The following is a 24,010-nucleotide window of genomic DNA, read 5'->3' as shown; positions in this document are numbered from 1 at the left end:
TTATTTCCCTTTATGTGCCCGAGGGTGATGAGACATATATGTCTTTCTGAGCATATCTTTAGATACATGCGTATACACTTGGGTTGATGAAAGATTTGAATGTCCAAGCAGTTCCTGAACGCTTCTGAGATCCGCCCCCTCATTTAATAAATGGGTGGCAAATGTATGGCGAAGCATGTGCGGATGTATATGTAATGTACCCGAAGTCTTCTTGACCAGTTCTCCTAAAATATAACGGACCCCCCTCGGGGTTAAAGGCCCGCCCCTTTGATTCAAAAAGACAAAGGGCCCAGGCTCTTTTGCTTTTGCCAGAAGGATGCGTCTTCCATTTTGAAAATATAGATCCAAAGAATCTCGGGCGAAAGAACCAAACGGAACATATCTTTGCTTTTTGCCTTTCCCGTGAACCAGCGCCGTATCTAAAAACAGATCCACCTCAGATTCCTTCAAACTGCAAAGTTCGCTCACCCGCATGCCCGTAGCATAAAGAAGCTCTAACAGCGCCTGATTTCTTTGCCCCAGCGGAGTGTTCAGATCAGACATCCCGAACAGTTCTTCAAGCTCCTTTTCATATAAAAACTTCGGAATCCTTTTATCCTGTTTCGGGAGACTGACAAGCAGAAACGGGTTTTCTTTTACTAAGTTTTCCCTTAACAAAAACTTATAGAAGCTTCGCAGAGCTGAAAGCTTTTTACTGATCGTTCTGCGAGTGAGGCCTTTTTGATGAGCTTCCGTCAAGAAAATTCTCACGTCCGTATAGGTCACGTCCTCAAAGCCCTTGATTCCCTGAACGCTTAAAAACAGTTCAAACTCCTCAATAGAAGAAATGTAACCCACAATTGTATATTTTGAATAATTCTTTTCTATTTGTAAATATTCAATGAATAAAGTTAAAAAATTCTTAACATTTGCCATGACTCCACCTCTTCGAAAAGGCTTTTAAATGTTATCACATAACAAGTTGATCTGGCAATGAATAACTATAGCGTTTTCGCAATATTTCGAATTGTCTCTAATGCGCGCGAAGCGTACTGTTCATTTCGCTCCTGCTTATTTTTGATTTTAACCCCCAATTCCTTGAAAAGCCCAAAATTCGCATTCATCGGCTGAAAGTTTTTCTTGTTCGTTTCCGTAATGTAATGGGCCATGCTGCCGATCGCCGTCTCATTTGAGAATGTGACCGGTTCTTTTCCCAGGACAAGGCGAGCTGCATTGATGCCGGCGGCAAGCCCTGAAGCCGCTGATTCCACATAGCCTTCAACCCCTGTCATCTGTCCGGCGAAAAACAGATCGTCACGCTTTTTAAACTGATAGGTTGCGTTTAACAGACTCGGCGAATTGATGAACGTATTTCTGTGCATCACTCCGTAGCGGACGATTTCAGCCTGTTCCAATCCGGGAATGAGACGGAGCACTTCTTTTTGATCGCCCCATTTGAGGTGGGTTTGAAAGCCGACAATATTGTAAAGCGTCCCTGCAGCGTCGTCCTGTCTCAGCTGAACGACGGCATAAGGGCGTTTACCCGTTTTAGGATCTTCAAGCCCCACCGGCTTCATCGGGCCGAACAGCATCGTTTTTTTGCCCCGTTTGGCCATGACTTCGATCGGCATGCATCCTTCAAAAAAGATCTCTTTTTCAAACTCTTTCAATGGAACGGTTTCCGCCGACACAAGGGCGTCATAGAACCTGTCAAACTCTTCTTCTGTCATTGGACAGTTCAGATAGGCGGCCTCTCCTTTGTCATAGCGGGATTTTAAATATACTTTGTTCATATCAAGGCTGTCTTTTTCAACAATCGGTGCGGCGGCGTCATAAAAATACAGGTAATCTTCGCCTGTCAGCTGCCGCAGCTGTTCAGAAAGAGATTCAGAAGTAAGCGGGCCTGTCGCGATGATTGTCGGCCCTTCCGGAATGCCCTTCACCTCTTCGTTGAGGACTGTGACATTCGGGTGATTTTTGACCTTTTCGGTTACATTTGCAGCGAATTCATGCCTGTCAACGGCAAGCGCTCCGCCGGCAGGAACTGAACATTGATCAGCGGCATCGATAATCGCAGAGTCCAAAATCCGCATCTCTTCCTTTAATACACCTACAGCATTCGTTAAAGAATTGGCGCGAAGCGAGTTGCTGCAGACAAGCTCTGCGAATTTATCCGTATGGTGCGCCGGTGTCTGTTTGACAGGCCTCATTTCATATAAGCGGACATTGATTCCGCGTTTGGCCAGCTGCCATGCCGCTTCACTTCCGGCAAGTCCTGCACCGATCACATTAACTGTTTGATTCATATTTACATCTCCTAATATTATGAATTGAATTGTCCTTTTAACACAACAAAGAAGGTGAGCAAAGTCCTGCTCACCGCTACTTTTGTTGTTCTTCCTTATAATCGCAATTCACGCATTGCACCTGAACGCCTTTTTTAAGCTTTTTCTCTACAAGCATGTCCTCGCATTTCGGACATTTTCGTTCAAGCGGTTTATCCCAGGATACAAATTCGCATTCAGGATAGCGGTCACATCCGTAAAAAATACGGCGTTTTTTCGATTTGCGCTCGACAATGTTGCCGGTTTTGCAGGATGGACATTTAACCCCGATCTCCTTTACGATCGGTTTTGTGTTTCGGCAGTCTGGAAAATTGGAGCACGCCATGAATTTTCCGTAGCGGCCCATTTTATATACCATCGGGTTGCTGCATTCTTCACAATCGACCCCGGCATACTCAGGTTCGATTTCGACTTCCTGCATCTCGGCTTCCGCTTTTTCAACGCGCTTTTCAAAGTCCTTATAGAAGGAATCGATGATCTGCACCCACTGAATGTTCCCGTCTTCAACGCCATCCAGTTCTTTTTCCATTTTGGCCGTAAACTCGACGTTAATGATTTCAGGGAAAAATTCCATAATCAAGTCAAGCACAATTTGTCCGAGCTCTGTCGGTAAAAAGCGTTTATTATCAAGGGCTACATATCCCCGTTTTTGAATGGTGTCAAGCGTCGGAGCGTATGTGGAAGGACGCCCGATGCCCAGCTCTTCAAGGGTTTTGACGAGCCTTGCCTCCGTATAGCGCGGAGGCGGCTGGGTGAAGTGCTGTTCAGGTTCGATATCCTTCGAAAGAACAGTGTCACCTTCAGCCAAGTTAGGAAGCATTTTATTCTTCTCTTCCATCTGGTCGTCTCTGCCTTCAACATAGACTTTCATAAAACCTGAAAACTTGACTTTACTCCCGTTTGCGCGAAATGTCAACCCGTTGTTTTCAAGGTCAACGCTCATCGTATCAAGGATAGCCGGAGCCATTTGGCTTGCCACAAAGCGCTCCCAGATCAGCTTGTAAAGGCGCAGCTGGTCTCTTCCCAATAAAGCCTTCAGATCAGCAGGCTTTCTCATGACAGAAGTCGGCCTGATCGCTTCGTGCGCATCCTGTGCATTTTCATTTTTTTTGGCCGGCTTTCTTTTGTTCCCCAAAAATTCTTTGCCGTAATTGTCGCCGATATATGATGATGCCTCTTCCTGAGCAGAGTTTGAGATCCGGGTTGAATCCGTTCTCATATAAGTAATCAGCCCGACTGTTCCTTCTTTTCCAAGGTCGATCCCTTCATATAGCTGCTGGGCGATCATCATCGTTTTCTTCGCCCGGAAATTCAGTTTTCGCGCCGCTTCCTGCTGAAGCGTAGAAGTTGTAAACGGCAAAGCCGGGTTTCGTTTACGTTCTTTTTTCGTGACTTTTTTGACATCAAACGCATTGCCTTTGATCTGTGAAAGAATTTTTTTGACATCATCTTCGCTTTTCAGCGGATGCTTTTTGCCGTTCATTCCGAAGAAGCTGGCTTCAAACGATTCTTTTCCTTTTAAAAATGTGCCTTCAATCGTCCAGTATTCTTCCGGTTTAAATTCGTTGATCTCTTTCTCGCGGTCAATGATCAGGCGGAGTGCAACCGATTGTACGCGTCCGGCGCTCAGCCCTTTTTTGACTTTTTTCCATAATATCGGACTGATCTTATAGCCGACAAGCCGGTCAAGAATCCTTCTCGCCTGCTGGGCGTCGACAAGATCCATGTTGATCATGCGCGGATGTTTAAATGAATCTTTGATCGCTTCTTTTGTGATTTCATTAAACACCACTCGGCAGTCAGAATCCAAGTCCAAATCAAGACTGTGGGCAAGATGCCACGCAATGGCCTCCCCTTCTCTGTCGGGGTCGGCTGCAAGAAAGACTTTTTTAGCTTTTTTTGCGGCTGTTTTTAATTCCTTCAACACGGGGCCCTTCCCGCGGATCGTAATGTATTTTGGTTCAAAATTCTGCTCGATGTCAACTCCCATTTGGCTTTTCGGCAAGTCTCTGACATGGCCCATCGATGCTTTGACTTTGTATTTTTTTCCTAAGTATCGTTCAATCGTTTTGGCCTTCGCAGGCGATTCCACGATGACTAAGTATTCGGACATAACATTATCCCCCTCAAGAGGTCTTCTCTCTCTTTTCAATTTAGCCTTTTTATTGTATTCATCATAATCGTCGTTTATATAGTCATTATTTTAATAAAAAGCGTCTGAATGTAATCTTCCTATATGATGAACGCCGATTAAAGCGTTTAAACTTGAAATCCTCACTATTATTAAATATTCGAATACAGTTTGTCAAACGATAATTCTAAACAGGTTCCGTATATTGAACATTGGAAGGCGGAAGTTCGCTGAGAATATCATTGATATCACATACAAGTTTCGCCCCTTCCTGAATCAGCCTTGCGGGTCCCAGCGAGTTTCTGTCAAAGATTGAACCCGGCACTGCAAACACTTCCCGCCCTTGTTCAAGCGCCTGATAAGCTGTGATGAGCGAACCGCTTTTTTCCTTTCCTTGGATGACAATAATTCCTTCTGTCAAACCGCTGATCAGCCGATTTCGCATTGGAAAGTGCCATTTTTGAGGTTTTGTGCGGGGAAGGTGCTCAGATACCAGGAGATGGTCTTCAGCCATCTGTTCGGCAAGCTGGCGGTTTTCACGGGGATATAAGTGGTTGAATCCGCCGGCGATGACTCCGATTGTCGTTCCATTTGAACGGATGCTCTCTTGATGGGAGAGGCCGTCGATTCCTTTTGCAAGCCCGCTGACGATCGTCCAGTCTTTTTTACTAAGCTCCCTCGCCAGGTAGGCTGCGGCTCTTTTCCCATATGAAGAAGGATTTCTCGTTCCCACGATGCCGATCAGTCTATGCTGATCAAGAAGTTTTTTATGGCCTTTTAGAAAAAGTACAGGGGGCGGGTCATGGATCATTTTCAATGAGGGCGGGTAATCAGGAGAGGAAATCGCAATCATGTCCACTCCGTCTGCCTGATAGGCTCTGATGAGGCGCTTGACATTTGAGAGCTCTTTTTCGGCAAGCTTTCGAATGGCGGATAGATCAGATCGATTGGCCGAAAGCTTTGTTAAAGGGTGTGTGTGTTTGCCTGCAAGTGATAAAGAAGGGTCTGCTTTCCACCATTTAGAAAGCTGAGCAGGGGGGAGAATGCCGTGAAGGCGGAGCAAAATCAAAAGTTCGCTTTTTTCATTCATTCAAAAACCTCCATAAAGATTGATCACGAAAACATTCGGAAAGTACCATACAAACATCATCAAGATCAAAAATCGGGAATAGACCATCCGGCCTATTCCCTCATCACCTGAAGTTTAGTGGGTCTTGCATTTTTCGTAAAGACCTTTTTCTTTTAAAACGTTGATGAGTGTTTCACCCATGACAGAAGGCGTTTCCGCGACTTCGATTCCACAGGCGTTCATCGTTTTAACTTTTTCATCTGCCGTTCCCTTTCCTCCGGAAATGATGGCGCCGGCATGCCCCATCCGTTTTCCTGGAGGAGCCGTTTTTCCGCCGATGAAGCCGACAACAGGTTTGGTCATATTTGCTTTGACCCATTCAGCCGCTTCCTCTTCAGCCGTTCCGCCGATCTCTCCGATCATGATCACGGCATGTGTATCAGGATCTTCATTAAATGCTTTCAACACATCGATGAAGTTCGTGCCGTTCACCGGATCTCCGCCGATGCCGACTGCCGTCGACTGACCGACCCCAGCTTCAGAAAGCTGATGAACCGCTTCATATGTAAGGGTTCCTGAACGCGATACGACACCGACGTGACCTTTTTTATGAATGTAGCCGGGCATGATCCCGATTTTGCATTCCTCCGGCGTAATGACTCCAGGGCAGTTCGGACCGACAAGACGCGTTTTCTTGCCTTCCATATACCTTTTCACTTTCACCATGTCAAGCACCGGAATATGCTCGGTAATGCAGATGACGAGATCAAGCTCTGCATCTGTCGCTTCCATAATCGCGTCTGCTGCAAAAGCTGCCGGAACATAAATGACAGACGCGTTCGCTCCTGTCTCTTTTACAGCGTCTTCCACCGTGTTGAACACAGGTACTCCTTCAACCTCTGTACCGCCTTTTCCCGGTGTCACACCGCCGACAATTTTCGTGCCGTATTCAAGCATCTGCTTTGTATGAAACAAAGCGGTTGAACCTGTTATCCCCTGAACAATGACTTTTGTGTCTTTATTAACAAATACACTCATTTTGGTCCCCTGCCTTTCTTACTTCACTAAGGATACGATTTTCTGCGCGCCGTCAGCCATTGATTCCGCAGACGTAATATTGAGTCCTGAATCATCGAGAATCTTTTTGCCGAGATCTACATTTGTTCCTTCCAAACGAACGACAAGAGGCAATGTCAGCCCCACCTGCTTCGTCGCTTCAACAACACCTTCGGCAATGATGTCACATTTCATGATGCCGCCGAAAATATTGACAAAGATCCCTTTGACATTTTGATCTGATAAAATGATCTTGAACGCTTCCGTTACCTTTTCTGCTGTTGCGCCGCCTCCGACGTCAAGAAAGTTGGCCGGTTCCCCTCCGTAATGTTTAATAATGTCCATGGTTGACATCGCAAGTCCCGCTCCGTTAACCATGCAGCCGATGTTTCCATCGAGTGAAATGTAGCTTAAATCATATTTTGACGCTTCAATTTCTTTAGGATCTTCTTCATCTAGATCTCTGTACTCCAATATGTCTTTTTGCCTGTATAATGCATTGCTGTCAAAGTTAAGCTTGGCGTCGAGCGCCATCACTTTTCCGTCCCCCGTCACGACGAGCGGGTTGATTTCAGCAATGGAACAGTCCTTTTCAATAAATGCTTTGTACAAGCCCATCATAAACTTAACGGCCTGGCCGACAAGTTCTTTTGGAATATTGATGGCGAAAGCGATTTTTCTCGCTTGATAACTTTGCAGTCCGACAGCCGGATCGATTACTGTTTTGACGATTTTTTCCGGCGTTTTTTCAGCGACTTCCTCAATTTCTGTTCCGCCTTCTTCAGAAGCCATCAGGACGATTCTCGAAGTCGCCCTGTCAAGGACAAGACCGACATAGTATTCCTTTTTAATGTCGCAGCCTTCTTCAATAAGTAAGCGTTTTATTTCTTGGCCCGCCGGACCTGTCTGGTGTGTGACAAGCGTTTTGCCCAGCAATTCATCCGCATAGGCCTTTACTTCGTCTTTTGATTTTGCAATTTTTACCCCGCCTGCTTTGCCTCGGCCGCCTGCGTGAATCTGAGCTTTCACGACATAAACCGAGCTGGTCAGCGCTTCTGCCGCCTTGACCGCTTCATCTGCTGTAAAGGCCACTTTACCTTCCGGAACAGCCACTCCGTATTTTCTGAGGACCTCTTTCCCTTGGTACTCATGGATATTCATTTCCCATCCTCCTAACTTATGTAGCAAAAATAAAAATAGACTGCGCTTTCATTTTATATAATCATAGAAAGATTGTCTAGGTTTCGATGAGAAATCGTAAAATCCTTCTAAACATTCAAACTTTTATTTTATTAAAAATATAAAATTAATAAGGGGAATGTCCTTTTTCACAAGGTCATTCCCTCTTTTTCATCTTTTCGTCAAGCGTATAGATAAATGAAAAAATCTCAGCGACGATCTCATAGAGCGCTTCCGGAATATGATCGTCAAGCTCCAAATGGCGCATTAATTCGACAAGAGTCGGATCTTCCTGAATCGGAACCCCTGCTTTTTGCGCCTCTTCAATGATCTTTTCGGCCGTGTATCCAGAGCCTTTGGCCACCACTTTGGGCGCTTTGTCTTTCATCTCATTATAATGCAGTGCAACGGCTTTTCTTAATGGAGAAGATTCCTTCATATTTTCACATCCAAGGCACTTTCTGTGACCTGTTCAAACTGGCTTTCCATAAACGGGGCGATTTCAATGTTCTCCCGTTTTTTTGCGGTGACGCCCGATAGACTGTAGCCTAATTTTTTCAGGTTTTCCTTTAAAGGGGGGATCAGCGGTTCGATGAGCGGCCCCACATCATAGCCGGTCTCAAGCGTGACGGTCATGACGTTTTGCTGGATCAAGCAATCGACCACCGTCTCTTCCAGCGCCTCCAATTGAAGATAAAACATGAGACGGCATTGGGAAGGATCAATTTTTCCGTCCTCTTTCTTTTGTCCTTTCAAGAAAACCGTTAAATCTTGCACCCCATTCTTTGAAAACAGGGGGTATGAAAGAAACAGCTGGTTTTGGGCCGACTGGTCATTCTGCAAAAACAGCTGTCCGTTTAAGCGGTGAAAAATTTGGTCGGCTTCCTGCTTGACAGGTGCGGGAAGATCGGATGAATGCCTGATTTCATTGAGCACTAGCTTTAAAGACTGAAGCCCTTGATCTTTGAGTGTGCCTCCGTTTTCAATCGCTTTCAGAAAAGAGAGTTCATCTTTGACGCCCAAAAGGGTTTTCATTTTGGCAAGAACAGCTAGTGCATCCGCTTTATTCGTCAATGCGGGCGCTGTTTCTTTGATGATATTCTGCAATACTTCCTTTTCTTTGTTCGTTAAACCTTCCAAGCCGGTTTGAGCCGCTGCCGATTCCCTCGCTTCCAGCGATTTGATCCAGTTTGCCGCTTCTTTGACCGGAATTGTTCCGTTTCGCTCGGCGAGTGCGGTCAATTTTGCGAGCAGCTCTTTTGCAGCCTCTCCTTCCAGGCTCTGCGACTTCGGAAGAACACCTTTTGCTTCTTGTCCGGCAAAGCTCGCCGGGATTTCGGCTGCCGTTTTTGGCTGGGAAAGTCCCCGTTCAGCTGTATGCGCCGGCTGAAGCGGCTGAACGGTCTGCTGCTCTTTGCCTGCCGGACTGATTTGCTCTCTGAGCGTTTGAATCAGCTTTTCGGCATGCACTTCAGTCTCCGCTTCCAAAATCGGCAGCAGCGCATTTTTTAATTTTTCCAAGCCTGCCGTATGCTGCGGCTCCCGGCTCGCCATTTCATAAGTCCGGGCGATCTGCCGGTTGAGCGGCACAGGATCTTTCACGGCCAGAATGGAATCAAGCACGCCCGGATGGACGGGAAGCTCGCGCTTGATGGCGAACATAACGGCATCCGCTCCTTTTTGAGCGTCAGCCTTCGGCAGGTTTTCAAGCCATTTGATGGCTGCCTTTAAATCATTTTCTCTGATGGGCTGCTGCTCTTTCAGCAAAGCCCCGACTAAAAATACGGCTTCCTTCGTTCTTTTCAGCGAGAGCCCGTTTAACAGCTTGTGGGCGGCATCCTGCACCGTCTTTGGGTTTTTGTCGAACGCTTCAACGACCTGAAGGCGGCCCATCTGTTCATCAAGCTGTTTTTCATATGAAAACCAATAGTGCGCGCCTGCTTTAAGAGGCGCTTCAAGCTTTCCTTGCCATTTTGTATTGCCGATCTGAATTTCGGCAAACTGCTCACTGATGAAGCGAAGCACTTTGCCGAGCACCAGTCTTTTCTGGTCCGTCTCTGTCCCGCTGATCCGTTGGAGAGAATCGGCATGTTCAAGTTGTTTTGTTAAGCTGTTATGTATATCGTTCAGCATCATCAAAGTCCGTCTCCCTCCGGCAAGTTATTCATAAGCTTTAACAGGGGCGAACGATCTTCGGTGAATCGGCGACGGTCCGTTTTTGGCAAGGGCTTCGAGATGCTCCTTTGTTCCGTAGCCTTTATGCTTATCAAACCCGTAGAGCGGATACTTTTCAGCATATTCATCCATCAGCCTGTCTCTCGTCACTTTTGCAATGCATGCACCGGCAGCGATAGACGCGCTTTTGGCATCCCCTTTTATGATCGAGGACTGCTGTATATGTAGAGGAAGTGACATCGCGTCGATTAATAGATAATCCGGATCGGTATTCAGCGCTTGGACCGCTTTCATCATCGCCGATTTTGACGCTTCATAAATATTCAGTTCATCGATCTCTGCTGCGTCCGCAATTCCGACGCCGATAGCGAGCGCTTCTTCCATAAGGTATGAATAGTAGTCTTCTCTTTTTTGTTTTGAAAGCTTTTTCGAATCCGTGAGCCCTAATATTTCACAGTCTTTTTTTAAGATGACGGCTGCGGCAACGACCGGACCTGCCAAAGGGCCCCTTCCGGCTTCATCGATTCCGGCGATGTATTGATAGCCGCGTTCACTCAGCGAGTTTTCAAAAGACATCATCATCCGCCAATCTTCCTGCATGGCCAAAAGCCTTTCATTTTTCTTCAGCCACGCGTTTATGAGCGTTTGAACGCTCTTTCGTTCATCTTTTTTGCACTGTGCTATAAAAGGGTCTTTTTCATCCTTCACCGATTGAAGATGTTCTTTAATTTCTTTTACGGTTAATGTTTTCACTTTCTCTTCTCCCCTAGTTTTCTTATCGGCGCTCCTCTCCTAAAAATAAAGGCCCGCCTTTTTTAAAAGCGCGCCTTTTTTACATGTTTTCCGGTTTTTCAAAAGAGAGCGGGCCGAACTTTTCCGTACGGATATCCCGAATGATCACTTCTGTCGTCTTGTCATAATTAATGGCGCCTCCCGCCATGAGACAGCCGCGTTTTTTTCCGATCTCATCAAACAGCTCTGCGATTTCTTGAGGAATTTCAGCTAAGTCATAACGTTTTTTTAAACGATCGGGATAGTGTTCTTCCAAAAAGCGCAGACCGAAAACAGCGACATCCTGCAAGTTGATAATGGAATCTTTAATGGCGCCTGTTGCCGCCAGCTTTAACCCGACAAGCTCGTCCTCAAACTTCGGCCATAAAATCCCCGGCGTATCGAGAAGCTCAAGCTCTTTTCCGACTTTCACCCATTGCTGGGCAGTCGTGACGCCCGGTCTGTCACCTGTTTTGGCGATATTTTTTTTCGCGAGACGGTTGATCAAGGTCGATTTACCGACGTTTGGAATGCCGACGATCAGCGCCCGGATCGCCCGCGGCTTCACACCTTTCGCTTTCATTTTATCAAATTTTTCTTTGAGCAGCTCTTTGGAAGCCGGAAGAATTTGATTCAGTCCCTGTCCGTTGACCGAGTTAATGGCGAGCGAGGGAATCCCGTCTGCTTCAAAATGCTTTTTCCACTGGTTTGTCACGGCCGAATCTGCTTTATCGGCTTTATTGAGCAGCATGATTCTCGGTTTGTTTTTCAAAATGTCTTCGATCATCGGATTTCTTGAAGACATCGGAAGTCTGGCGTCGACCAATTCATACACAATGTCGATCAGCTTTAGTTTTTCCGTTACTTCCCGCCTGGCTTTGGCCATATGCCCGGGAAACCACTGGATTGCCATATGATGGACACCTTCTTTCTGTTATTGCTATTCTTTTAATGGTGCGGTGCATTTATACTTCTTTTACAAAAAAAGAGCTTGTTATGGTTAACAAGCTCTTTTCGTTCGTTATCATTATCGTCTGATTTCTTTAATACGAGCCGCTTTTCCACGAAGGTCGCGCAAGTAATAAAGTTTCGCACGGCGTACTTTACCATGACGGACAACTTCGATTTTCGCGATTTTCGGTGTGTGCAATGGGAATGTACGCTCAACTCCGACACCGTAAGAAATCTTACGAACTGTGAAAGTTTCGCTGATTCCGCCACCACGACGCTTAATCACAACACCTTCAAATACCTGAATACGCTCACGGTTACCCTCGACAACTTTAACGTGTACACGTAAAGTATCACCAGGACGGAACGCAGGCAAATCAGTGCGCAATTGTTCTTTTGTGATATCTTGAATCAATTTTTGCATCGTCTTCAACTCCTTCCAACAGATGCTCATGAGCGAATAGCCGCCACAGCGGAACATCGTTTTCAAACTTGAACGAGCTCGCCCGTTCAAGTCACAAGTAGTATCATATCATACCTTTTCACAAGGTGCAATAGAATCTAGCGGTTTTCCCACTCAGAAACCCATTTTCTTTCTTCATCTGATAAAGGATAGTTTTCGAGAAGGTCGGGCCGTCTTAAAAAGGTTCGTCTGAGCGACTCTTTCCGTCTCCATTCTTTGATTTTCGCATGGTTTCCGGATGTGAGTACATCTGGCACCTTTAAGCCATTATAATCTGCCGGCCGTGTGTAGTGAGGGTGTTCGAGCAACCCGGTGCTGAAGGAATCTTCAAGGTGTGACTCTTCCTTGCCGAGCACACCCGGTAAAAGCCTGACGACGCTGTCGGCAATCATCATCGCCGGTAGCTCTCCGCCTGTCAGCACAAAATCCCCGATTGAAATCTCGTCTGTTGAAAGGTGCTCTCTGATCCGTTCATCATACCCTTCATAATGGCCGCAAATGAACATTAAATGCTTTTCTTTCGCAAGCTCTTCCGCTTTCCTTTGTGTATAGCGCTCCCCTTGGGGGCAGACAAGAATGATTCTTGGAGATCCTCCGGCTTCATCGGTCAGCTTTTCGACCGCATCAAAGACAGGCTGCGGCTTCAATACCATACCTGCACCCCCGCCGTACGGATAATCATCCACTGTCTGATGCTTATTGTCGGAATAGGCGCGGAAATTCACCACATGAAAATCGACGGCGTTCTTTTCCTGTGCCTTCTGCAGAATGGACGAGCCAAGCACACCTTCAAACATTTCCGGAAAAAGCGTTAAAAAATCAATTCTCATTCGTCAAGTAACCCTTCCATGATATGAATCTTGATTGTTTTGTCTTCGATGCTGATGTCTTTGACGACGGCATCGATATAAGGGATGAGCGCGTCTTTCTTTCCAGGCCTGGCCACCACCCAGACATCATTAGCGCCTGGCGTTAAAATTTCTTTTACCTTGCCGATTAAATCCCCGTCTTCTGTGAAAACGTCACAGCCGATAATTTCATGAAAGTAGTATTCGTCTTCTGCCAATTGGCTTAATTGATCTTCGGGAACTTTAATCAAGGCATTTTTTAGTTTTTCGGCTTCCGTAAGCGTTGGGACCTCTTCAAATTGCAAGAGATGAAATTGTTTATGAAGCCTGTGTGTGCTGACGGTTGCCTGAACAGGCTCCTCTTTTCCCTCCATGAACAAGTACAGCGTGTTTCCAGGCTTGTACCGTTCTTCGGGAAAATCGGTTCTAGAAATCACGCGGACCTCACCTTTTACTCCATGAGTATTTACAATTTTCCCTACATTAAACCATTGTTTCAGCATTTCTTCACCTCGGACGAATTTCAATGACGATTCCGTCTTCAATCACGATTGTTTTTCCAGCCGTCATATCATGCCAATTGTCACCGACTTCAATGTTCAACAAAGCATCAATTTCTTTCTCTTTCACTTCACTGCCTAATGGAAGTGTCTGAATTTGATTGATTTGAAAAACGATCATTTTGATTTTGTCCTGGCGTTTTTCAATTTCTTTTTTAAATGATTCAGTTGCTGCCGGGTTGTGGTGTTCCTTTTCGTGTTTTCTGAGCTGAAAATAAAGCTGGTTGCATTCGCGCTCAAGAATTTCTTTTCGTTCTTCAAAAGAAGACAGCAGCTTTTTCTTGCTGTTTTCAGTTAAAACTTGCATGACGGTAACACGTTGGATAATTTGCATGGCATCATCACCTACTGTCCCGTGATTTTTACTTCCTCTGAAATCTGGCAGCCTGGCATGCTGGCAATTGGAATCGTTCATCTTTTTCTATTTTTCTCTCATGATAAAAAAGGGGGAGGTTTTCACCCTCTCCCCTTAGTCTGCGATCTCAAGTTGAACTTTCTTAGAAGACTGTGCGCCGGCCGCAAATACGACAGAACGTATCGCTCTTGCAGTCCGCCCTTTTTTTCCGATGATCTTGCCGGTATCCTCTTTGTTGACAGAAAGGCGGAAGATCATCCGTTGAGGATTTTCCTCTTTGAATACCTGAATATCATCCGGGTGATCCACAAGCGGTTTGACCAATGATACAATCAGCTCTTCCAAGTGAAGATCACTCATTACTTGCTTTGTTTAGCGTTGTGGAATTTTTCCATAATGCCTTCTTTAGAGAAAAGGTTGCGAACCGTATCAGACGGTTTAGCTCCTGTTTGAAGCCATTTAAGCGCAAGCTCTTCGTCAATTTTGACTTCCGCTGGTTTTACCACCGGGTTGTAAGTTCCGACTGTTTCGATGAAACGGCCGTCACGCGGTGAACGAGAATCTGCTACAACAATACGATAGAAAGGAGATTTTTTAGCTCCCATACGTTTTAAACGAATTTTTACTGCCATTTTACTAGCACCTCCGAAAATATTTCAACAAGATAGTATATTAACAATGATAAAAGTGTTTGTAAAGTGTTTTTTCTTAACAACGTTTTTATCATTTGAAAACAGGTTACATAAAGGGCAGTTTAAACCCTTTTTTCTTCCCTTTTGACATGTTTGTCATCTGTTTCATCATTTTTTTCATTTCTTCAAACTGCTTTAAAAGACGGTTGACTTCCTGGACGGATGTTCCGCTTCCTTTTGCAATTCGTTTGCGCCTGCTGGCATTGATGACCTCAGGCTGCTCTTTTTCTTTCCCGGTCATCGACCTGATGATGGCTTCCACATGGCTGAGCTGCTTTTCGTCAACTTGCACGTTTTTCAAGCCTTTCATCTTGCCTGCCCCGGGCATCATTTGAATCAGCTCATCAAGCGGTCCCATATTGCGGACCTGTCCGAGCTGTTCTAAAAAGTCATCAAGCGTAAAGCTCATATTTTTCATTTTCTGCTCGAGCTCTTTTGCCTTTTCTTCATCTACGTTGGCCTGGGCTTTTTCGATCAGGGTCAGCACGTCGCCCATGCCGAGAATCCGCGAAGCCATACGCTCAGGATGAAACGGCTCAAGCGCATCAAGCTTTTCGCCCATTCCGGCGAATTTGATCGGCGTGTTGGTCACGGCGCGGATCGACAAGGCCGCACCGCCTCTTGTGTCGCCGTCGAGCTTTGTCAGGATGACGCCCGTCACACCGAGCTGTTCATTAAAGCTTTTGGCAACGTTGACAGCATCTTGACCTGTCATGGAGTCAACGACAAGGAAAATCTCTTCCGGCTGAGCGGTTTCTTTTACCTTTTCAAGCTCATCCATCAGCTCTTCATCGATATGAAGGCGTCCGGCCGTATCGATGATGACATAGTCGTGGTGGTCTTCTTTCGCCTTTTCGATCGCCTGTTTGGCAATATCGACAGGGCTGACCTGATCCCCCAGTGAAAATACAGGCATATCAAGCTGCTTCCCAAGCGTTTCCAGCTGTTTGATTGCAGCCGGGCGGTAAATATCTGCTGCGACGAGCAGCGGGCTGCGGTTATGTTTTTTGCGAAGCAGGTTGGCAAGCTTTCCTGTCGTCGTCGTTTTACCGGCCCCTTGCAGACCGACCATCATGATGACGGTTGGCGGACGTTTTGCAGCCGCGATTTTGCTTTCTTCGCCGCCCATCAGCTCCGTCAGTTCTTCTTTGACGACTTTAATGACCTGCTGTCCCGGTGTCAGGCTTTGCATGACGTCCTGTCCGACAGCGCGTTCGCTTACCTTTTTCACAAAGTCTTTGACAACTTTAAAGTTGACATCCGCTTCAAGAAGCGCTAAACGGACTTCGCGCATCATCTCTTTGACGTCTTGTTCCGTTACTTTTCCTTTTCCGCGGATTTTGGAAATCGTTTGCTGCAGTCGGTCGGCTAATCCTTCGAATGCCATATTAAGTGCCGCCTCCTAATCTAATTTCTCAAGCGCATCAATCAAGGAAGCTGCTTCAGGCTGACCGTCAGCCAGCTCTCTCAGCTGCTCGAAAATCTGTTTGCGCTCTTGAAATTTTTTAAACAAAAGTAGCTTTTCTTCATATTGCTCAAGCATTGCTTCGGTCCGTTTAATGTTATCATAGACAGCCTGCCTTGAGACATGATATTCTTCAGCTATTTCGCCAAGGGAGAAATCGTCTAGGTAGTAAAGCGACATGTAGCTTTTTTGTTTTGATGTCAACAACGACTGATAGAAATCAAATAAATAATTCATTCTCGTTGTTTTTTCAAGCGTCATGAGACTCTCCCCTTTGTTAAGTCAAATCCCTTTACGATACATTAGTTTACGCTGAAATTTTTCATCTGTCAAGTTTTTATCTTGTCATGATGATGTTTGTTTTGATTGAAAAAGAACCCCCCGGAAAAAGGAGGTTCTCCACGCCTATTCTTCGTTCTCGATCAGATCGGAAAACAAGCCGTACACATAAGATTCAGCTTCAAACGGCTGCAAGTCGTCCATTTTTTCTCCGAGGCCGACAAACTTGACCGGAATCTTCAGTTCGTGGCGGATGGCGAGGACGATTCCGCCTTTTGCCGTTCCGTCGAGCTTCGTCAAAACGATCCCTGATACATCTGTCGCTTTAGCAAACTCTCTCGCCTGTGTCATCGCATTTTGGCCTGTTGTCGCATCCAATACGAGCAACACTTCATGAGGCCCTTCAGGGACTTCGCGCTGAATGACGCGCTTTACTTTTTCAAGTTCTTTCATCAAATTCACCTTGTTTTGCAGACGGCCTGCTGTATCGCAAAGCAGAACATCGGCACCGCGCGCTTTTGCAGCTTGAACGGCATCATAAATGACGGCTGCGGGATCTGAGCCTTCCGCCTGTTTGACAACATGAGCCCCGACGCGCTCCCCCCATACTTCAAGCTGATCGATTGCTCCGGCTCGGAATGTGTCTCCGGCCGCAAGCACAACGTTTTTGCCTTCTTTTATAAACTTATGGGCAAGCTTGCCGATCGTCGTTGTTTTTCCGACACCGTTGACTCCGACAAACAAAATGATGTTTAAGCGGCCGTCTTCAACGCGGAGCTCTGATGCTTCATGCTCCCCGCCTTCATAAATGTCGACAAGCTTTTCAGAAATGACGGACTGAACCTCTTTCGGATCCTGGATATTTTTTAATTTGACCTCCCGCTTCAGTTCATCAATCAGCTCCATCACAGTTGCAACGCCGACGTCTGCTGAGATTAGAACTTCTTCAAGCTCTTCAAAAAAGTCTTCATCCACTTTTCGGTAGCGCGAGATCAGCTCATTGACCCGCTCCTGAAAGGAATTTCTCGTTTTGGCCAGACCTTCTTTAAATTTGCCTGAGACCGAATCGGTCTGCTGTGTGATTTTTTCTTTCAGTTTTTTAAAAAAGCTCATGACTGGTAACCTCGCTTTATTGAACTAATTCTTTTGTTTCTTCAAGCTTGACTGAGACAAGCTTGGAAACGCCTGATTCCTGCATCGTCACGCCATAGAGAACATCGGCTTCCTCCATTGTCCCTTTTCTGTGCGTGATGACGATAAACTGGGTTTCATGGCTGTATTTTTTCAAGTATTGTGCAAAGCGGAACACATTCGCTTCATCAAGCGCAGCCTCGACTTCATCCAGCACGCAGAACGGGACCGGTCTGACTTTGAGGATCGAAAACAATAGTGCGATCGCCGTCAGAGCCCGTTCTCCTCCCGAAAGCAGGCTTAAATTTTGCAGTTTTTTCCCCGGCGGCTGTGCGATAATATCGACGCCGGATTGAAGGAGATCATTCGGATCTGTCAGTTTCAGCTCGGCTTTTCCTCCGCCGAACAGCGCCCGAAAGACGTCTTCGAAATGGGAGCGGATTTGCGAAAATGTCTCTGCAAACCGCTTCGTCATTTCCTCATCCATTTCTTCAATCACTTGAAAGAGCGTATTTTTCGCTTCAATCAGATCATCTTTCTGCTCTGTCAGGAAGACGTAGCGTTCATTGACTCTTTCATATTCTTCAATGCTTCCGAGGTTGACTGTTCCCAGCTCTTCAATCGCAAGCTTGATCAGTTTGACGCGCTTTCTCGCTTCTTCAGAAGAAAGCTCCAAAGGATATTTTTCTTTAGCTCCTTCAAATGACAGGCCATACTCCTCGCGCAGGAATGAAAGCAGGTTGTCCAGTTCCACTTCCATGCGGCCGAGCTTGACTTCTTCATCTTTGAGAAGCCCTGCCATCTGTTTATACTGGCGTTTCATTTCTTTCAGCTCGAGCTCTTCTGTTTCAAGTCCTTTTTGCAGCTTCATTCGCTGTTCTCTTCTTGAAGCGATAAGCTCGGCTGTTTTATTTTTATCGTTTAGTTTCTTTTTCGCCGCTTCTTCCAGCTTTTCCTCACCTGATGAATTGGATGACATTTCGGTTGTCAGGAATGAAAGATCTTCTTTTGCCATTTGTAATGCTTCGTCATTCTCAGCATACTCTTCTTCCAATCTGCTGAGCTTTTCCCGCTCATTTGCACACGATTGCTCCGTTTTTGCGAGCACCACTTTCAGATCGGTCAGCTCGCTTTGGAGCGATTCTTTCGTCGAGGTCTGCGTCTGTTTTCTTTCCGTCAGTCTCTCGATTTCTGCGTCGAGCTGCTTCAGATGTTCAGAAATGGCTGCAAGTTTTTCTTCGAGCTTTTTTTTCCGCTGCTTCTTCTCTCCGTCCTCTTCCAAAAGCGCCGATTTTTCCTGGTCATAAAGCTCCAAATGGCTGTTGACGTTTTTCTCGGCGATTTCAAGCTCATACAGACGGCCTTTGATCTCCTGCTGTTCAGCCCTCAAATGTTCTCCGTCTTCGCGCAGGGATTGAAGCTCAGAATCGACCTTCTGGATCGTCTGCTTTAAGCCTTTTACTTCGCTTTCAAGCGTTTCCGTTTTTTCTTCCATCTCGCCAAGGCGCTTTGTTAAATCTTCCAGCTCTCTGCCGCGGCCCAACAGCGAGCTGTTTTTCTTCTTGACGGCTCCACCTGTCATGGAACCGCCGGGATTGACGACATCCCCTTCAAGCGTAACGATGCGGTATCTGTGGCCGAGCCGTTTGGCAAGCTCATTGGCTCCTTTTAAATGTTCGGTGATCAAAACGGTGCCGAGCAGATTTTGCAGGACCGTTTGATACGCAGGGTTAAACGAAACAAGTTCGCTCGCAATTCCGATAAAGGACGGGTTTTCTTTTGCCGCCTCAATGTCCTTGGGCTGAATGCGGCGCTCTTTGATAACCGTCAGCGGGAGAAAGGTCGCCCGGCCGAATGAATGTTTTTTCAAGTATTGAATCGCGCGTCTCGCGGCATCTTCGTTTTCTGTTACAACGTGCTGGGCTGATGCGCCCAAAGCGATTTCGACGGCCGTTTCGTATCTTTGATCCGTCTTGATAAGCTCAGCGATTGCCCCGTGGATGCCCGGCAGTTCGCCGCGGGCCTTCAATACTTCTTTTACGCCTTGGTAAAAGCCGGAAAAATCCTCCTGCATCGCCTCAAGCATCTCTTTTTTCGAGCGCGCCTGCTGTACATATTGATACGCCTGGTAAAGCGCGGATTCCTTCTTTTCATACTCGCTTTTTTTCTGTTCATATTTTTTTTGCGCGTCCCGATATGCCTGGATCTGGCTGTGCAGGCGCTCATCAAGCAGGCTGAATTCATGCTCGGTTTTTTCTTTTTGTTTGGCAAGCTCCCGGCGTTCGATTAAATACTTCTCGTTGTTTTCCGCGAGCCGTTTTTGCTGGCTGGCGGACTGGGACATTTGGTCTTCTAAAAACTGAAGCTCGTTGCGGATAGATGCCTGTTCATTCAACAGTTCGAAATAATCGCTTTTCAGCTGTTCGATTTCTTCCTCGACGTTTTCGCTGTATACAGAAAGAGACTGATTTTTTTCCTTCACCTGCTTTGTCAGCTCTTTTACTTCGGCTTGCAGTTTGTCGAACACAAGCTTCTGCCCGGCTATTTTTTCCTGTAAGCTGCGTTCTTTTTCCCCGCGCTGAACGATCGTTTCTTCAAGCTGGGCTCTGTTTTGGGTCGCGTTCTTTTTCCGTTCTTTCAGAACTTCTTTTCTGCCTTCAAGCTTTTCCAGCTCCTCGCTTGTCAGGAGCAGCACCTGCTGAAGCTCGTCGACCGATTCGTCAAGCGCATGAATTTTATCTCTCGCTTCTTCAATTTTCGCTTCCTTTGTCTGTATAGCTGAAGAAGAGGACATTTCCTCGTCTTTTGCCTTTTCGACTTTTTTATGGAGCGACTCCCATTTTTGGTGAAGCTCTTCTATATCAAACGCCGTCAAAGCGATTTCAATTTTTTCGAGCTCGTCCTTTTTCTCAAGGTAATCTTTGGCGATCGATGCCTGGATCTTTAACGGCTCCACCTGGCCTTCAAGCTCATGGAGGATGTCTTCCACCCGGTTCAGATTATCCTGGGTTTCAAACAGCTTGTTTTCGGCTTTTTTCTTTCTTGTTTTATATTTTAATACGCCGGCCGCTTCTTCAAAGATGCTTCTTCGCTCTTCAGCCTTGCTGCTTAAAATCTCTTCGACTTTCCCCTGGCTGATAATCGAAAACGCTTCTTTTCCGAGGCCTGAATCCATAAAGAGATCGATGATATCTTTCAGGCGGCAGGATTGATTGTTGATGAGAAATTCGCTTTCTCCCGATCTGTACACCCGTCTCGTCACGCTTACTTCGTGAAAGTCGATCGGCAGGAAGCGGTCGTCATTATCAAGCGTCAGCGTCACTTCGGCGAGGTTCAGTTTTTTGCGCGAGTCGCTTCCGGCAAAAATGATGTCTTCCATTTTGCCGCCCCTGAGTGATTTGGCAGATTGTTCCCCCAGCACCCAGCGGATCGCATCGGTGATATTGCTTTTTCCGCTTCCATTTGGGCCGACGACGGCTGTCACTCCTTTAACAAAATCTACAGAAATTCGTTCTGCAAATGACTTAAATCCTATTACGTCTAAACGTTTGAGGAACATCGTGATCCTCCTTATGTATTAAAGTATTCCAATTCTATCATACCCTAAGGCAAAGGGCTTCAAATATACCGAAATCCCCCTGATTTTTAGCAAGGGGGATTTATTGTTTCATATGGTGTTTTTGCAGCTTTGCAAGTGCTTCCTGAGCGGCATGCTGTTCAGCTTCTTTTTTGGAACGGCCGGTTCCCACCCCAAGCACTTCTCCTTTTAGCGATACGTTTGCTTCAAATTCACGGTTGTGCGCCGGACCTTTTTCGTGAAGAATCTTGTATTCTAAAGTGCCGCGTCCATCGCGCTGTACAAATTCCTGCAGCTGGCTTTTAAAATCCATCACATGAGAAAAAGCACCATCGTCGATTTTAGGGAAAACGTATGCTTTCAGGAAGTCAACAGCAGAATCAAGCCCTTGATCCAGATAAAGCGCGCCGATAAAGGCTTCAAACACGTCGGCTAAAAGCGCCGGCCGCTTTCTGCCGCCTGTCATTTCTTCTCCTTTTCCAAGAAGAACAAGCTCTCCGAAAGAAAGCTCATGGGCGAGAGAAACTAAAGAAGGCTCGCAAACGATCGCCGCTCTCAATTTTGTCAAATCGCCCTCGCTCATCGCCGGGTATTTGGCATATAAAAATTGAGAAATCGTCAGTTCCAAAACAGCGTCTCCTAAAAATTCAAGCCTTTCATTATCTTCATACGGCTTCTTCCGATGCTCATTCACATAAGATGAATGTGTAAATGCTTGATGTAAAAGCTTCTCATTTTGAAATTGAACCGAAATTCGTTCTTGAAATTTTTTAAACTGCTCCGCTTTCTTTTGAAACATTTTTCTGTCTCTGAAATGTGAATTTTTTGACATAGCAACCTCCGTATGGGCACATCAAGTTCACCTCACCTCCCGTAAAAAAAGGCAGGTTCTTTGTATCATTCGGCAAAACATTAAAAATGAAAGCCGCATTTATAAAGGGATAAAGCCCCGTCTTTAAACGGGACTTTAAGTTAGCTTACTGCTTACTATTTATGTAGTTCACAGCGTCACCGACTGTTGCAATCTTTTCAGCATCTTCGTCAGAAATCTCCATATCAAACTCGTCTTCAAGTTCCATGACAAGTTCAACTACATCCAGGGAATCAGCACCTAAATCCTCTTTAAAAGAAGCTTCAAGAGTGACGTCAGCTTCGTCTACGCCAAGGCGGTCTACGATGATTTTTGTTACACGCTCTAATGCGTCTGCCATAGCTATTCACCTCCCCTCAAGTATTATAGTTGATTCGTTTTTAAAAAACCAGCGATAATTAAAATTTTGGCTATGTTTATACCATGACCATTCCGCCGTCGATCGTCAGCGTCTGGCCGGTCATGTAGCGCGATTGGTCAGAAGCAAGGAAAACAACGACATTGCTGATGTCCGATGGCTCGCCGAATCGGGCAAGAGGAATCTGCTTCAGCATTTCATCCTGAACGTCTTTTGTCAGCTTGTCCGTCATTTCCGTCGAAATAAATCCCGGAGCAATCGCATTGACGGTAATGTTTCGTGAAGCGAGTTCCTTTGCCAGCGTTTTCGTTAAGCCGATGACACCTGATTTGGCAGCGACATAGTTGGCCTGTCCGGCATTTCCAATCACGCCTACAACTGAGGCCACATTGATGATCCGGCCGCTTCTTTGCTTCATCATCTGCCTTGTGACGGCTTTGGAACAGTTAAAGACACCTTTTAAGTTTATGTTAATGACATCGTCCCATTCATTTTCCTTCATTCTCATGAAAAGGTTGTCTTTTGTTATGCCGGCGTTGTTCACAAGAATGTCAATTGAACCGAAGCGCTCAATTGCCTCTTTCATCATCGCCTGAACCTCATCCGCATTTGAGACGTCGGCTTTGACAGCAAACGCATCGCGGCCGAGCGCTTTAATTTCATCGACGACTTCATTTGCTTTCGCTTCATTTCCTGCATAATTGACGACGACATTCGCTCCGTTTTTAGCGAGATCAAGGGCGATCGCACGGCCGATTCCTCTTGAAGCGCCGGTGACGACGGCTGTTTTATTTTCAAGCATTTTCATTTTCCTCCTTCAGCGTTTGAACAGCAAGTTCGATTGTGTGCGGGTCTGATACAGCAATCGTTTTGACTCTGCGGTTTACTTTCTTCACAAGCCCCGATAAAACCTTTCCCGGACCAATCTCGATGAATGTTGTGACACCTTCGTCAATCAGCCTGCTGATCGTCTCTTCAAACCGTACAGGCGAGTACAATTGCTCGATCAGCTTGTCCTTAATCTCGGCTTTGTCTGTTACAATGTCGGCCGTTACGTTTGAGATCACGGGAATCGATGCATTGTTGATGGTGCACGCATCAAGGACTTCGCGAAGTTTTTCGGCTGCCGGCTTCATCAGTTCAGAGTGGAACGGTCCGCTGACTTCAAGAGGAATCGCGCGTTTCGCGCCGTTTTCTTTGGCAAGCTCTGAAGCGAGCTCCACCCCTTTGGCTGTACCTGAGATGACGATTTGTCCAGGGCAGTTCAAATTAGCCAGCTGAACGAGGTTTCCTTCTTCAGTCACCTTGTCCGTCACTTTTTTCAACGCTTCACTGTCCATGCCCAGAATCGCAGCCATTGCGCCTTCTCCGGCCGGAACTGCTTCATTCATGAATTCGCCGCGTTTTCTGACGGCGTAGACGGCGTCTTTAAATGACATGGCGCCGGCGGCCACTAGAGCGGTGTATTCGCCAAGGCTGTGTCCCGCCGCAAAATCGGCTTTAATGCCGTATTCCTTTAATTTCTCAAGCGCTGCGATGCTCGCTGTCAAAAGACTCGGCTGCGCATTGTATGTAAGCGTTAATTCTTTTGCATCTCCTTCAAACATAAGAGAGCTTAAGCTGGTTTCAAGCGTCTGATCCGCTTCTTCAAAAATCTGCTTTGCTTTCGGCTCTTTCTGATACAATTCATGTCCCATGCCGATATGCTGTGAACCTTGGCCTGGGAATAGAAAAGCAATCTTACCCATATTATAA

General features: G+C 46.1%; 24 protein-coding genes. All 24 read right to left on the bottom strand.

The genetic code is table 11. From position 1 onward, the window contains the following. Positions 1 to 915 (bottom strand): tyrosine recombinase XerC, encoded by a 915-nt coding sequence (xerC, locus tag RBH91_RS09575; RefSeq protein ID WP_307894375.1) that lies wholly within the window; start codon positions 913 to 915, stop codon positions 1 to 3. A 65-nt stretch (positions 916 to 980) separates the two neighbouring features. Continuing rightward, complete coding sequence (gene trmFO, locus RBH91_RS09570; RefSeq protein WP_307894373.1) at positions 981 to 2,285, bottom strand: FADH(2)-oxidizing methylenetetrahydrofolate--tRNA-(uracil(54)-C(5))-methyltransferase TrmFO; 1,305 nt, start codon at positions 2,283 to 2,285, stop codon at positions 981 to 983. A gap of 76 nt (positions 2,286 to 2,361) precedes the next feature. Next, positions 2,362 to 4,437 (bottom strand): type I DNA topoisomerase, encoded by a 2,076-nt coding sequence (topA, locus tag RBH91_RS09565; RefSeq protein WP_076760506.1) that lies wholly within the window; start codon positions 4,435 to 4,437, stop codon positions 2,362 to 2,364. A gap of 205 nt (positions 4,438 to 4,642) precedes the next feature. Further along, positions 4,643 to 5,545 carry a DNA-processing protein DprA gene (gene dprA / locus RBH91_RS09560; RefSeq protein ID WP_307894371.1) on the bottom strand — a complete coding sequence of 301 codons (903 nt, stop codon included), beginning with the start codon at positions 5,543 to 5,545 and terminating at the stop codon, positions 4,643 to 4,645. A gap of 114 nt (positions 5,546 to 5,659) precedes the next feature. Next, a complete protein-coding gene (sucD, locus tag RBH91_RS09555; RefSeq protein WP_076760504.1) occupies positions 5,660 to 6,562 on the bottom strand; it encodes a succinate--CoA ligase subunit alpha in 903 nt (300 codons plus the stop codon). Positions 6,563 to 6,580: 18 nt separating this feature from the next. Next, complete coding sequence (gene sucC, locus RBH91_RS09550) at positions 6,581 to 7,741, bottom strand: ADP-forming succinate--CoA ligase subunit beta (RefSeq protein WP_307894369.1); 1,161 nt, start codon at positions 7,739 to 7,741, stop codon at positions 6,581 to 6,583. Positions 7,742 to 7,916: 175 nt separating this feature from the next. Next, on the bottom strand, positions 7,917 to 8,198 hold the full coding sequence (locus tag RBH91_RS09545) for a FlhB-like flagellar biosynthesis protein (protein ID WP_076760502.1): 282 nt from the start codon (positions 8,196 to 8,198) through the stop codon (positions 7,917 to 7,919). Continuing rightward, positions 8,195 to 9,895 (bottom strand): hypothetical protein, encoded by a 1,701-nt coding sequence (locus tag RBH91_RS09540; protein WP_307894367.1) that lies wholly within the window; start codon positions 9,893 to 9,895, stop codon positions 8,195 to 8,197. Before RBH91_RS09540 ends, RBH91_RS09545 begins: the two co-directional genes overlap by 4 nt. Before the next feature lie 24 nt (positions 9,896 to 9,919). After that, complete coding sequence (locus RBH91_RS09535) at positions 9,920 to 10,687, bottom strand: ribonuclease HII (protein WP_307894366.1); 768 nt, start codon at positions 10,685 to 10,687, stop codon at positions 9,920 to 9,922. Between the two features lie 79 nt (positions 10,688 to 10,766). Beyond that, positions 10,767 to 11,618 carry a ribosome biogenesis GTPase YlqF gene (gene ylqF / locus RBH91_RS09530; RefSeq protein WP_076760500.1) on the bottom strand — a complete coding sequence of 284 codons (852 nt, stop codon included), beginning with the start codon at positions 11,616 to 11,618 and terminating at the stop codon, positions 10,767 to 10,769. 114 nt (positions 11,619 to 11,732) lie between these two features. Next, a complete protein-coding gene (rplS, locus tag RBH91_RS09525; protein ID WP_076760499.1) occupies positions 11,733 to 12,080 on the bottom strand; it encodes a 50S ribosomal protein L19 in 348 nt (115 codons plus the stop codon). Between the two features lie 137 nt (positions 12,081 to 12,217). Then, positions 12,218 to 12,949, bottom strand: a complete 732-nt coding sequence (trmD, locus tag RBH91_RS09520) for a tRNA (guanosine(37)-N1)-methyltransferase TrmD (protein ID WP_076760498.1) — start codon at positions 12,947 to 12,949, stop codon at positions 12,218 to 12,220. Continuing rightward, positions 12,946 to 13,470, bottom strand: a complete 525-nt coding sequence (gene rimM, locus RBH91_RS09515; RefSeq protein WP_076760923.1) for a ribosome maturation factor RimM — start codon at positions 13,468 to 13,470, stop codon at positions 12,946 to 12,948. Before rimM ends, trmD begins: the two co-directional genes overlap by 4 nt. Before the next feature lie 4 nt (positions 13,471 to 13,474). Then, positions 13,475 to 13,861 (bottom strand): YlqD family protein, encoded by a 387-nt coding sequence (locus tag RBH91_RS09510; protein WP_307894364.1) that lies wholly within the window; start codon positions 13,859 to 13,861, stop codon positions 13,475 to 13,477. A 135-nt stretch (positions 13,862 to 13,996) separates the two neighbouring features. Beyond that, on the bottom strand, positions 13,997 to 14,242 hold the full coding sequence (locus RBH91_RS09505) for a KH domain-containing protein (RefSeq protein WP_076760496.1): 246 nt from the start codon (positions 14,240 to 14,242) through the stop codon (positions 13,997 to 13,999). Further along, complete coding sequence (gene rpsP, locus RBH91_RS09500; RefSeq protein ID WP_076760495.1) at positions 14,242 to 14,514, bottom strand: 30S ribosomal protein S16; 273 nt, start codon at positions 14,512 to 14,514, stop codon at positions 14,242 to 14,244. Before rpsP ends, RBH91_RS09505 begins: the two co-directional genes overlap by 1 nt. Positions 14,515 to 14,620: 106 nt before the next feature. Next, a complete protein-coding gene (ffh, locus tag RBH91_RS09495) occupies positions 14,621 to 15,961 on the bottom strand; it encodes a signal recognition particle protein (protein WP_076760494.1) in 1,341 nt (446 codons plus the stop codon). 15 nt (positions 15,962 to 15,976) lie between these two features. Beyond that, complete coding sequence (locus RBH91_RS09490; protein ID WP_076760493.1) at positions 15,977 to 16,300, bottom strand: putative DNA-binding protein; 324 nt, start codon at positions 16,298 to 16,300, stop codon at positions 15,977 to 15,979. 144 nt (positions 16,301 to 16,444) lie between these two features. Then, positions 16,445 to 17,431 carry a signal recognition particle-docking protein FtsY gene (gene ftsY / locus RBH91_RS09485; RefSeq protein ID WP_076760492.1) on the bottom strand — a complete coding sequence of 329 codons (987 nt, stop codon included), beginning with the start codon at positions 17,429 to 17,431 and terminating at the stop codon, positions 16,445 to 16,447. A gap of 16 nt (positions 17,432 to 17,447) precedes the next feature. Continuing rightward, positions 17,448 to 21,008, bottom strand: a complete 3,561-nt coding sequence (gene smc, locus RBH91_RS09480) for a chromosome segregation protein SMC (protein WP_307894363.1) — start codon at positions 21,006 to 21,008, stop codon at positions 17,448 to 17,450. A 100-nt stretch (positions 21,009 to 21,108) separates the two neighbouring features. Continuing rightward, positions 21,109 to 21,858, bottom strand: coding sequence for a ribonuclease III (rnc, locus tag RBH91_RS09475; protein WP_076760490.1), 750 nt, complete (start codon positions 21,856 to 21,858; stop codon positions 21,109 to 21,111). A 145-nt stretch (positions 21,859 to 22,003) separates the two neighbouring features. Continuing rightward, on the bottom strand, positions 22,004 to 22,237 hold the full coding sequence (gene acpP, locus RBH91_RS09470) for an acyl carrier protein (protein WP_003181706.1): 234 nt from the start codon (positions 22,235 to 22,237) through the stop codon (positions 22,004 to 22,006). Between the two features lie 76 nt (positions 22,238 to 22,313). Continuing rightward, entirely contained in the window at positions 22,314 to 23,057 is a 744-nt protein-coding gene (gene fabG, locus RBH91_RS09465) for a 3-oxoacyl-[acyl-carrier-protein] reductase (protein WP_307894362.1), read from the bottom strand. Next, complete coding sequence (gene fabD, locus RBH91_RS09460) at positions 23,050 to 24,003, bottom strand: ACP S-malonyltransferase (RefSeq protein ID WP_307894361.1); 954 nt, start codon at positions 24,001 to 24,003, stop codon at positions 23,050 to 23,052. Before fabD ends, fabG begins: the two co-directional genes overlap by 8 nt. Positions 24,004 to 24,010 lie beyond the last annotated feature (7 nt).

The organism is Bacillus swezeyi, assembly GCF_030908325.1.
In the GTDB taxonomy this organism is placed as follows: domain Bacteria; phylum Bacillota; class Bacilli; order Bacillales; family Bacillaceae; genus Bacillus; species Bacillus swezeyi.
Note: the sequence above shows the minus strand (reverse complement) of the source record. Positions and strands in the feature narration are given on the sequence as shown.

What these genes read in the sequence shown, in the direction of transcription:
- sucD (WP_076760504.1), bottom strand. Translation starts at nt 6,562, where the DNA reads ATGAGTGTATTTGTTAATAAAGACACAAAAGTCATTGTTCAGGGGATA.
- trmFO (WP_307894373.1), bottom strand. Translation starts at nt 2,285, where the DNA reads ATGAATCAAACAGTTAATGTGATCGGTGCAGGACTTGCCGGAAGTGAA.
- smc (WP_307894363.1), bottom strand. Translation starts at nt 21,008, where the DNA reads ATGTTCCTCAAACGTTTAGACGTAATAGGATTTAAGTCATTTGCAGAA.
- ylqF (WP_076760500.1), bottom strand. Translation starts at nt 11,618, where the DNA reads ATGGCAATCCAGTGGTTTCCCGGGCATATGGCCAAAGCCAGGCGGGAA.
- rpsP (WP_076760495.1), bottom strand. Translation starts at nt 14,514, where the DNA reads ATGGCAGTAAAAATTCGTTTAAAACGTATGGGAGCTAAAAAATCTCCT.
- sucC (WP_307894369.1), bottom strand. Translation starts at nt 7,741, where the DNA reads ATGAATATCCATGAGTACCAAGGGAAAGAGGTCCTCAGAAAATACGGA.
- RBH91_RS09510 (WP_307894364.1), bottom strand. Translation starts at nt 13,861, where the DNA reads ATGCAAATTATCCAACGTGTTACCGTCATGCAAGTTTTAACTGAAAAC.
- ftsY (WP_076760492.1), bottom strand. Translation starts at nt 17,431, where the DNA reads ATGAGCTTTTTTAAAAAACTGAAAGAAAAAATCACACAGCAGACCGAT.
- RBH91_RS09540 (WP_307894367.1), bottom strand. Translation starts at nt 9,895, where the DNA reads ATGATGCTGAACGATATACATAACAGCTTAACAAAACAACTTGAACAT.
- rimM (WP_076760923.1), bottom strand. Translation starts at nt 13,470, where the DNA reads ATGCTGAAACAATGGTTTAATGTAGGGAAAATTGTAAATACTCATGGA.
- topA (WP_076760506.1), bottom strand. Translation starts at nt 4,437, where the DNA reads ATGTCCGAATACTTAGTCATCGTGGAATCGCCTGCGAAGGCCAAAACG.
- rnc (WP_076760490.1), bottom strand. Translation starts at nt 21,858, where the DNA reads ATGTCAAAAAATTCACATTTCAGAGACAGAAAAATGTTTCAAAAGAAA.
- fabG (WP_307894362.1), bottom strand. Translation starts at nt 23,057, where the DNA reads ATGCTTGAAAATAAAACAGCCGTCGTCACCGGCGCTTCAAGAGGAATC.
- rplS (WP_076760499.1), bottom strand. Translation starts at nt 12,080, where the DNA reads ATGCAAAAATTGATTCAAGATATCACAAAAGAACAATTGCGCACTGAT.
- RBH91_RS09490 (WP_076760493.1), bottom strand. Translation starts at nt 16,300, where the DNA reads ATGACGCTTGAAAAAACAACGAGAATGAATTATTTATTTGATTTCTAT.
- xerC (WP_307894375.1), bottom strand. Translation starts at nt 915, where the DNA reads ATGGCAAATGTTAAGAATTTTTTAACTTTATTCATTGAATATTTACAA.
- acpP (WP_003181706.1), bottom strand. Translation starts at nt 22,237, where the DNA reads ATGGCAGACGCATTAGAGCGTGTAACAAAAATCATCGTAGACCGCCTT.
- ffh (WP_076760494.1), bottom strand. Translation starts at nt 15,961, where the DNA reads ATGGCATTCGAAGGATTAGCCGACCGACTGCAGCAAACGATTTCCAAA.
- trmD (WP_076760498.1), bottom strand. Translation starts at nt 12,949, where the DNA reads ATGAGAATTGATTTTTTAACGCTTTTTCCGGAAATGTTTGAAGGTGTG.
- RBH91_RS09545 (WP_076760502.1), bottom strand. Translation starts at nt 8,198, where the DNA reads ATGAAGGAATCTTCTCCATTAAGAAAAGCCGTTGCACTGCATTATAAT.
- RBH91_RS09505 (WP_076760496.1), bottom strand. Translation starts at nt 14,242, where the DNA reads ATGAGTGATCTTCACTTGGAAGAGCTGATTGTATCATTGGTCAAACCG.
- dprA (WP_307894371.1), bottom strand. Translation starts at nt 5,545, where the DNA reads ATGAATGAAAAAAGCGAACTTTTGATTTTGCTCCGCCTTCACGGCATT.
- fabD (WP_307894361.1), bottom strand. Translation starts at nt 24,003, where the DNA reads ATGGGTAAGATTGCTTTTCTATTCCCAGGCCAAGGTTCACAGCATATC.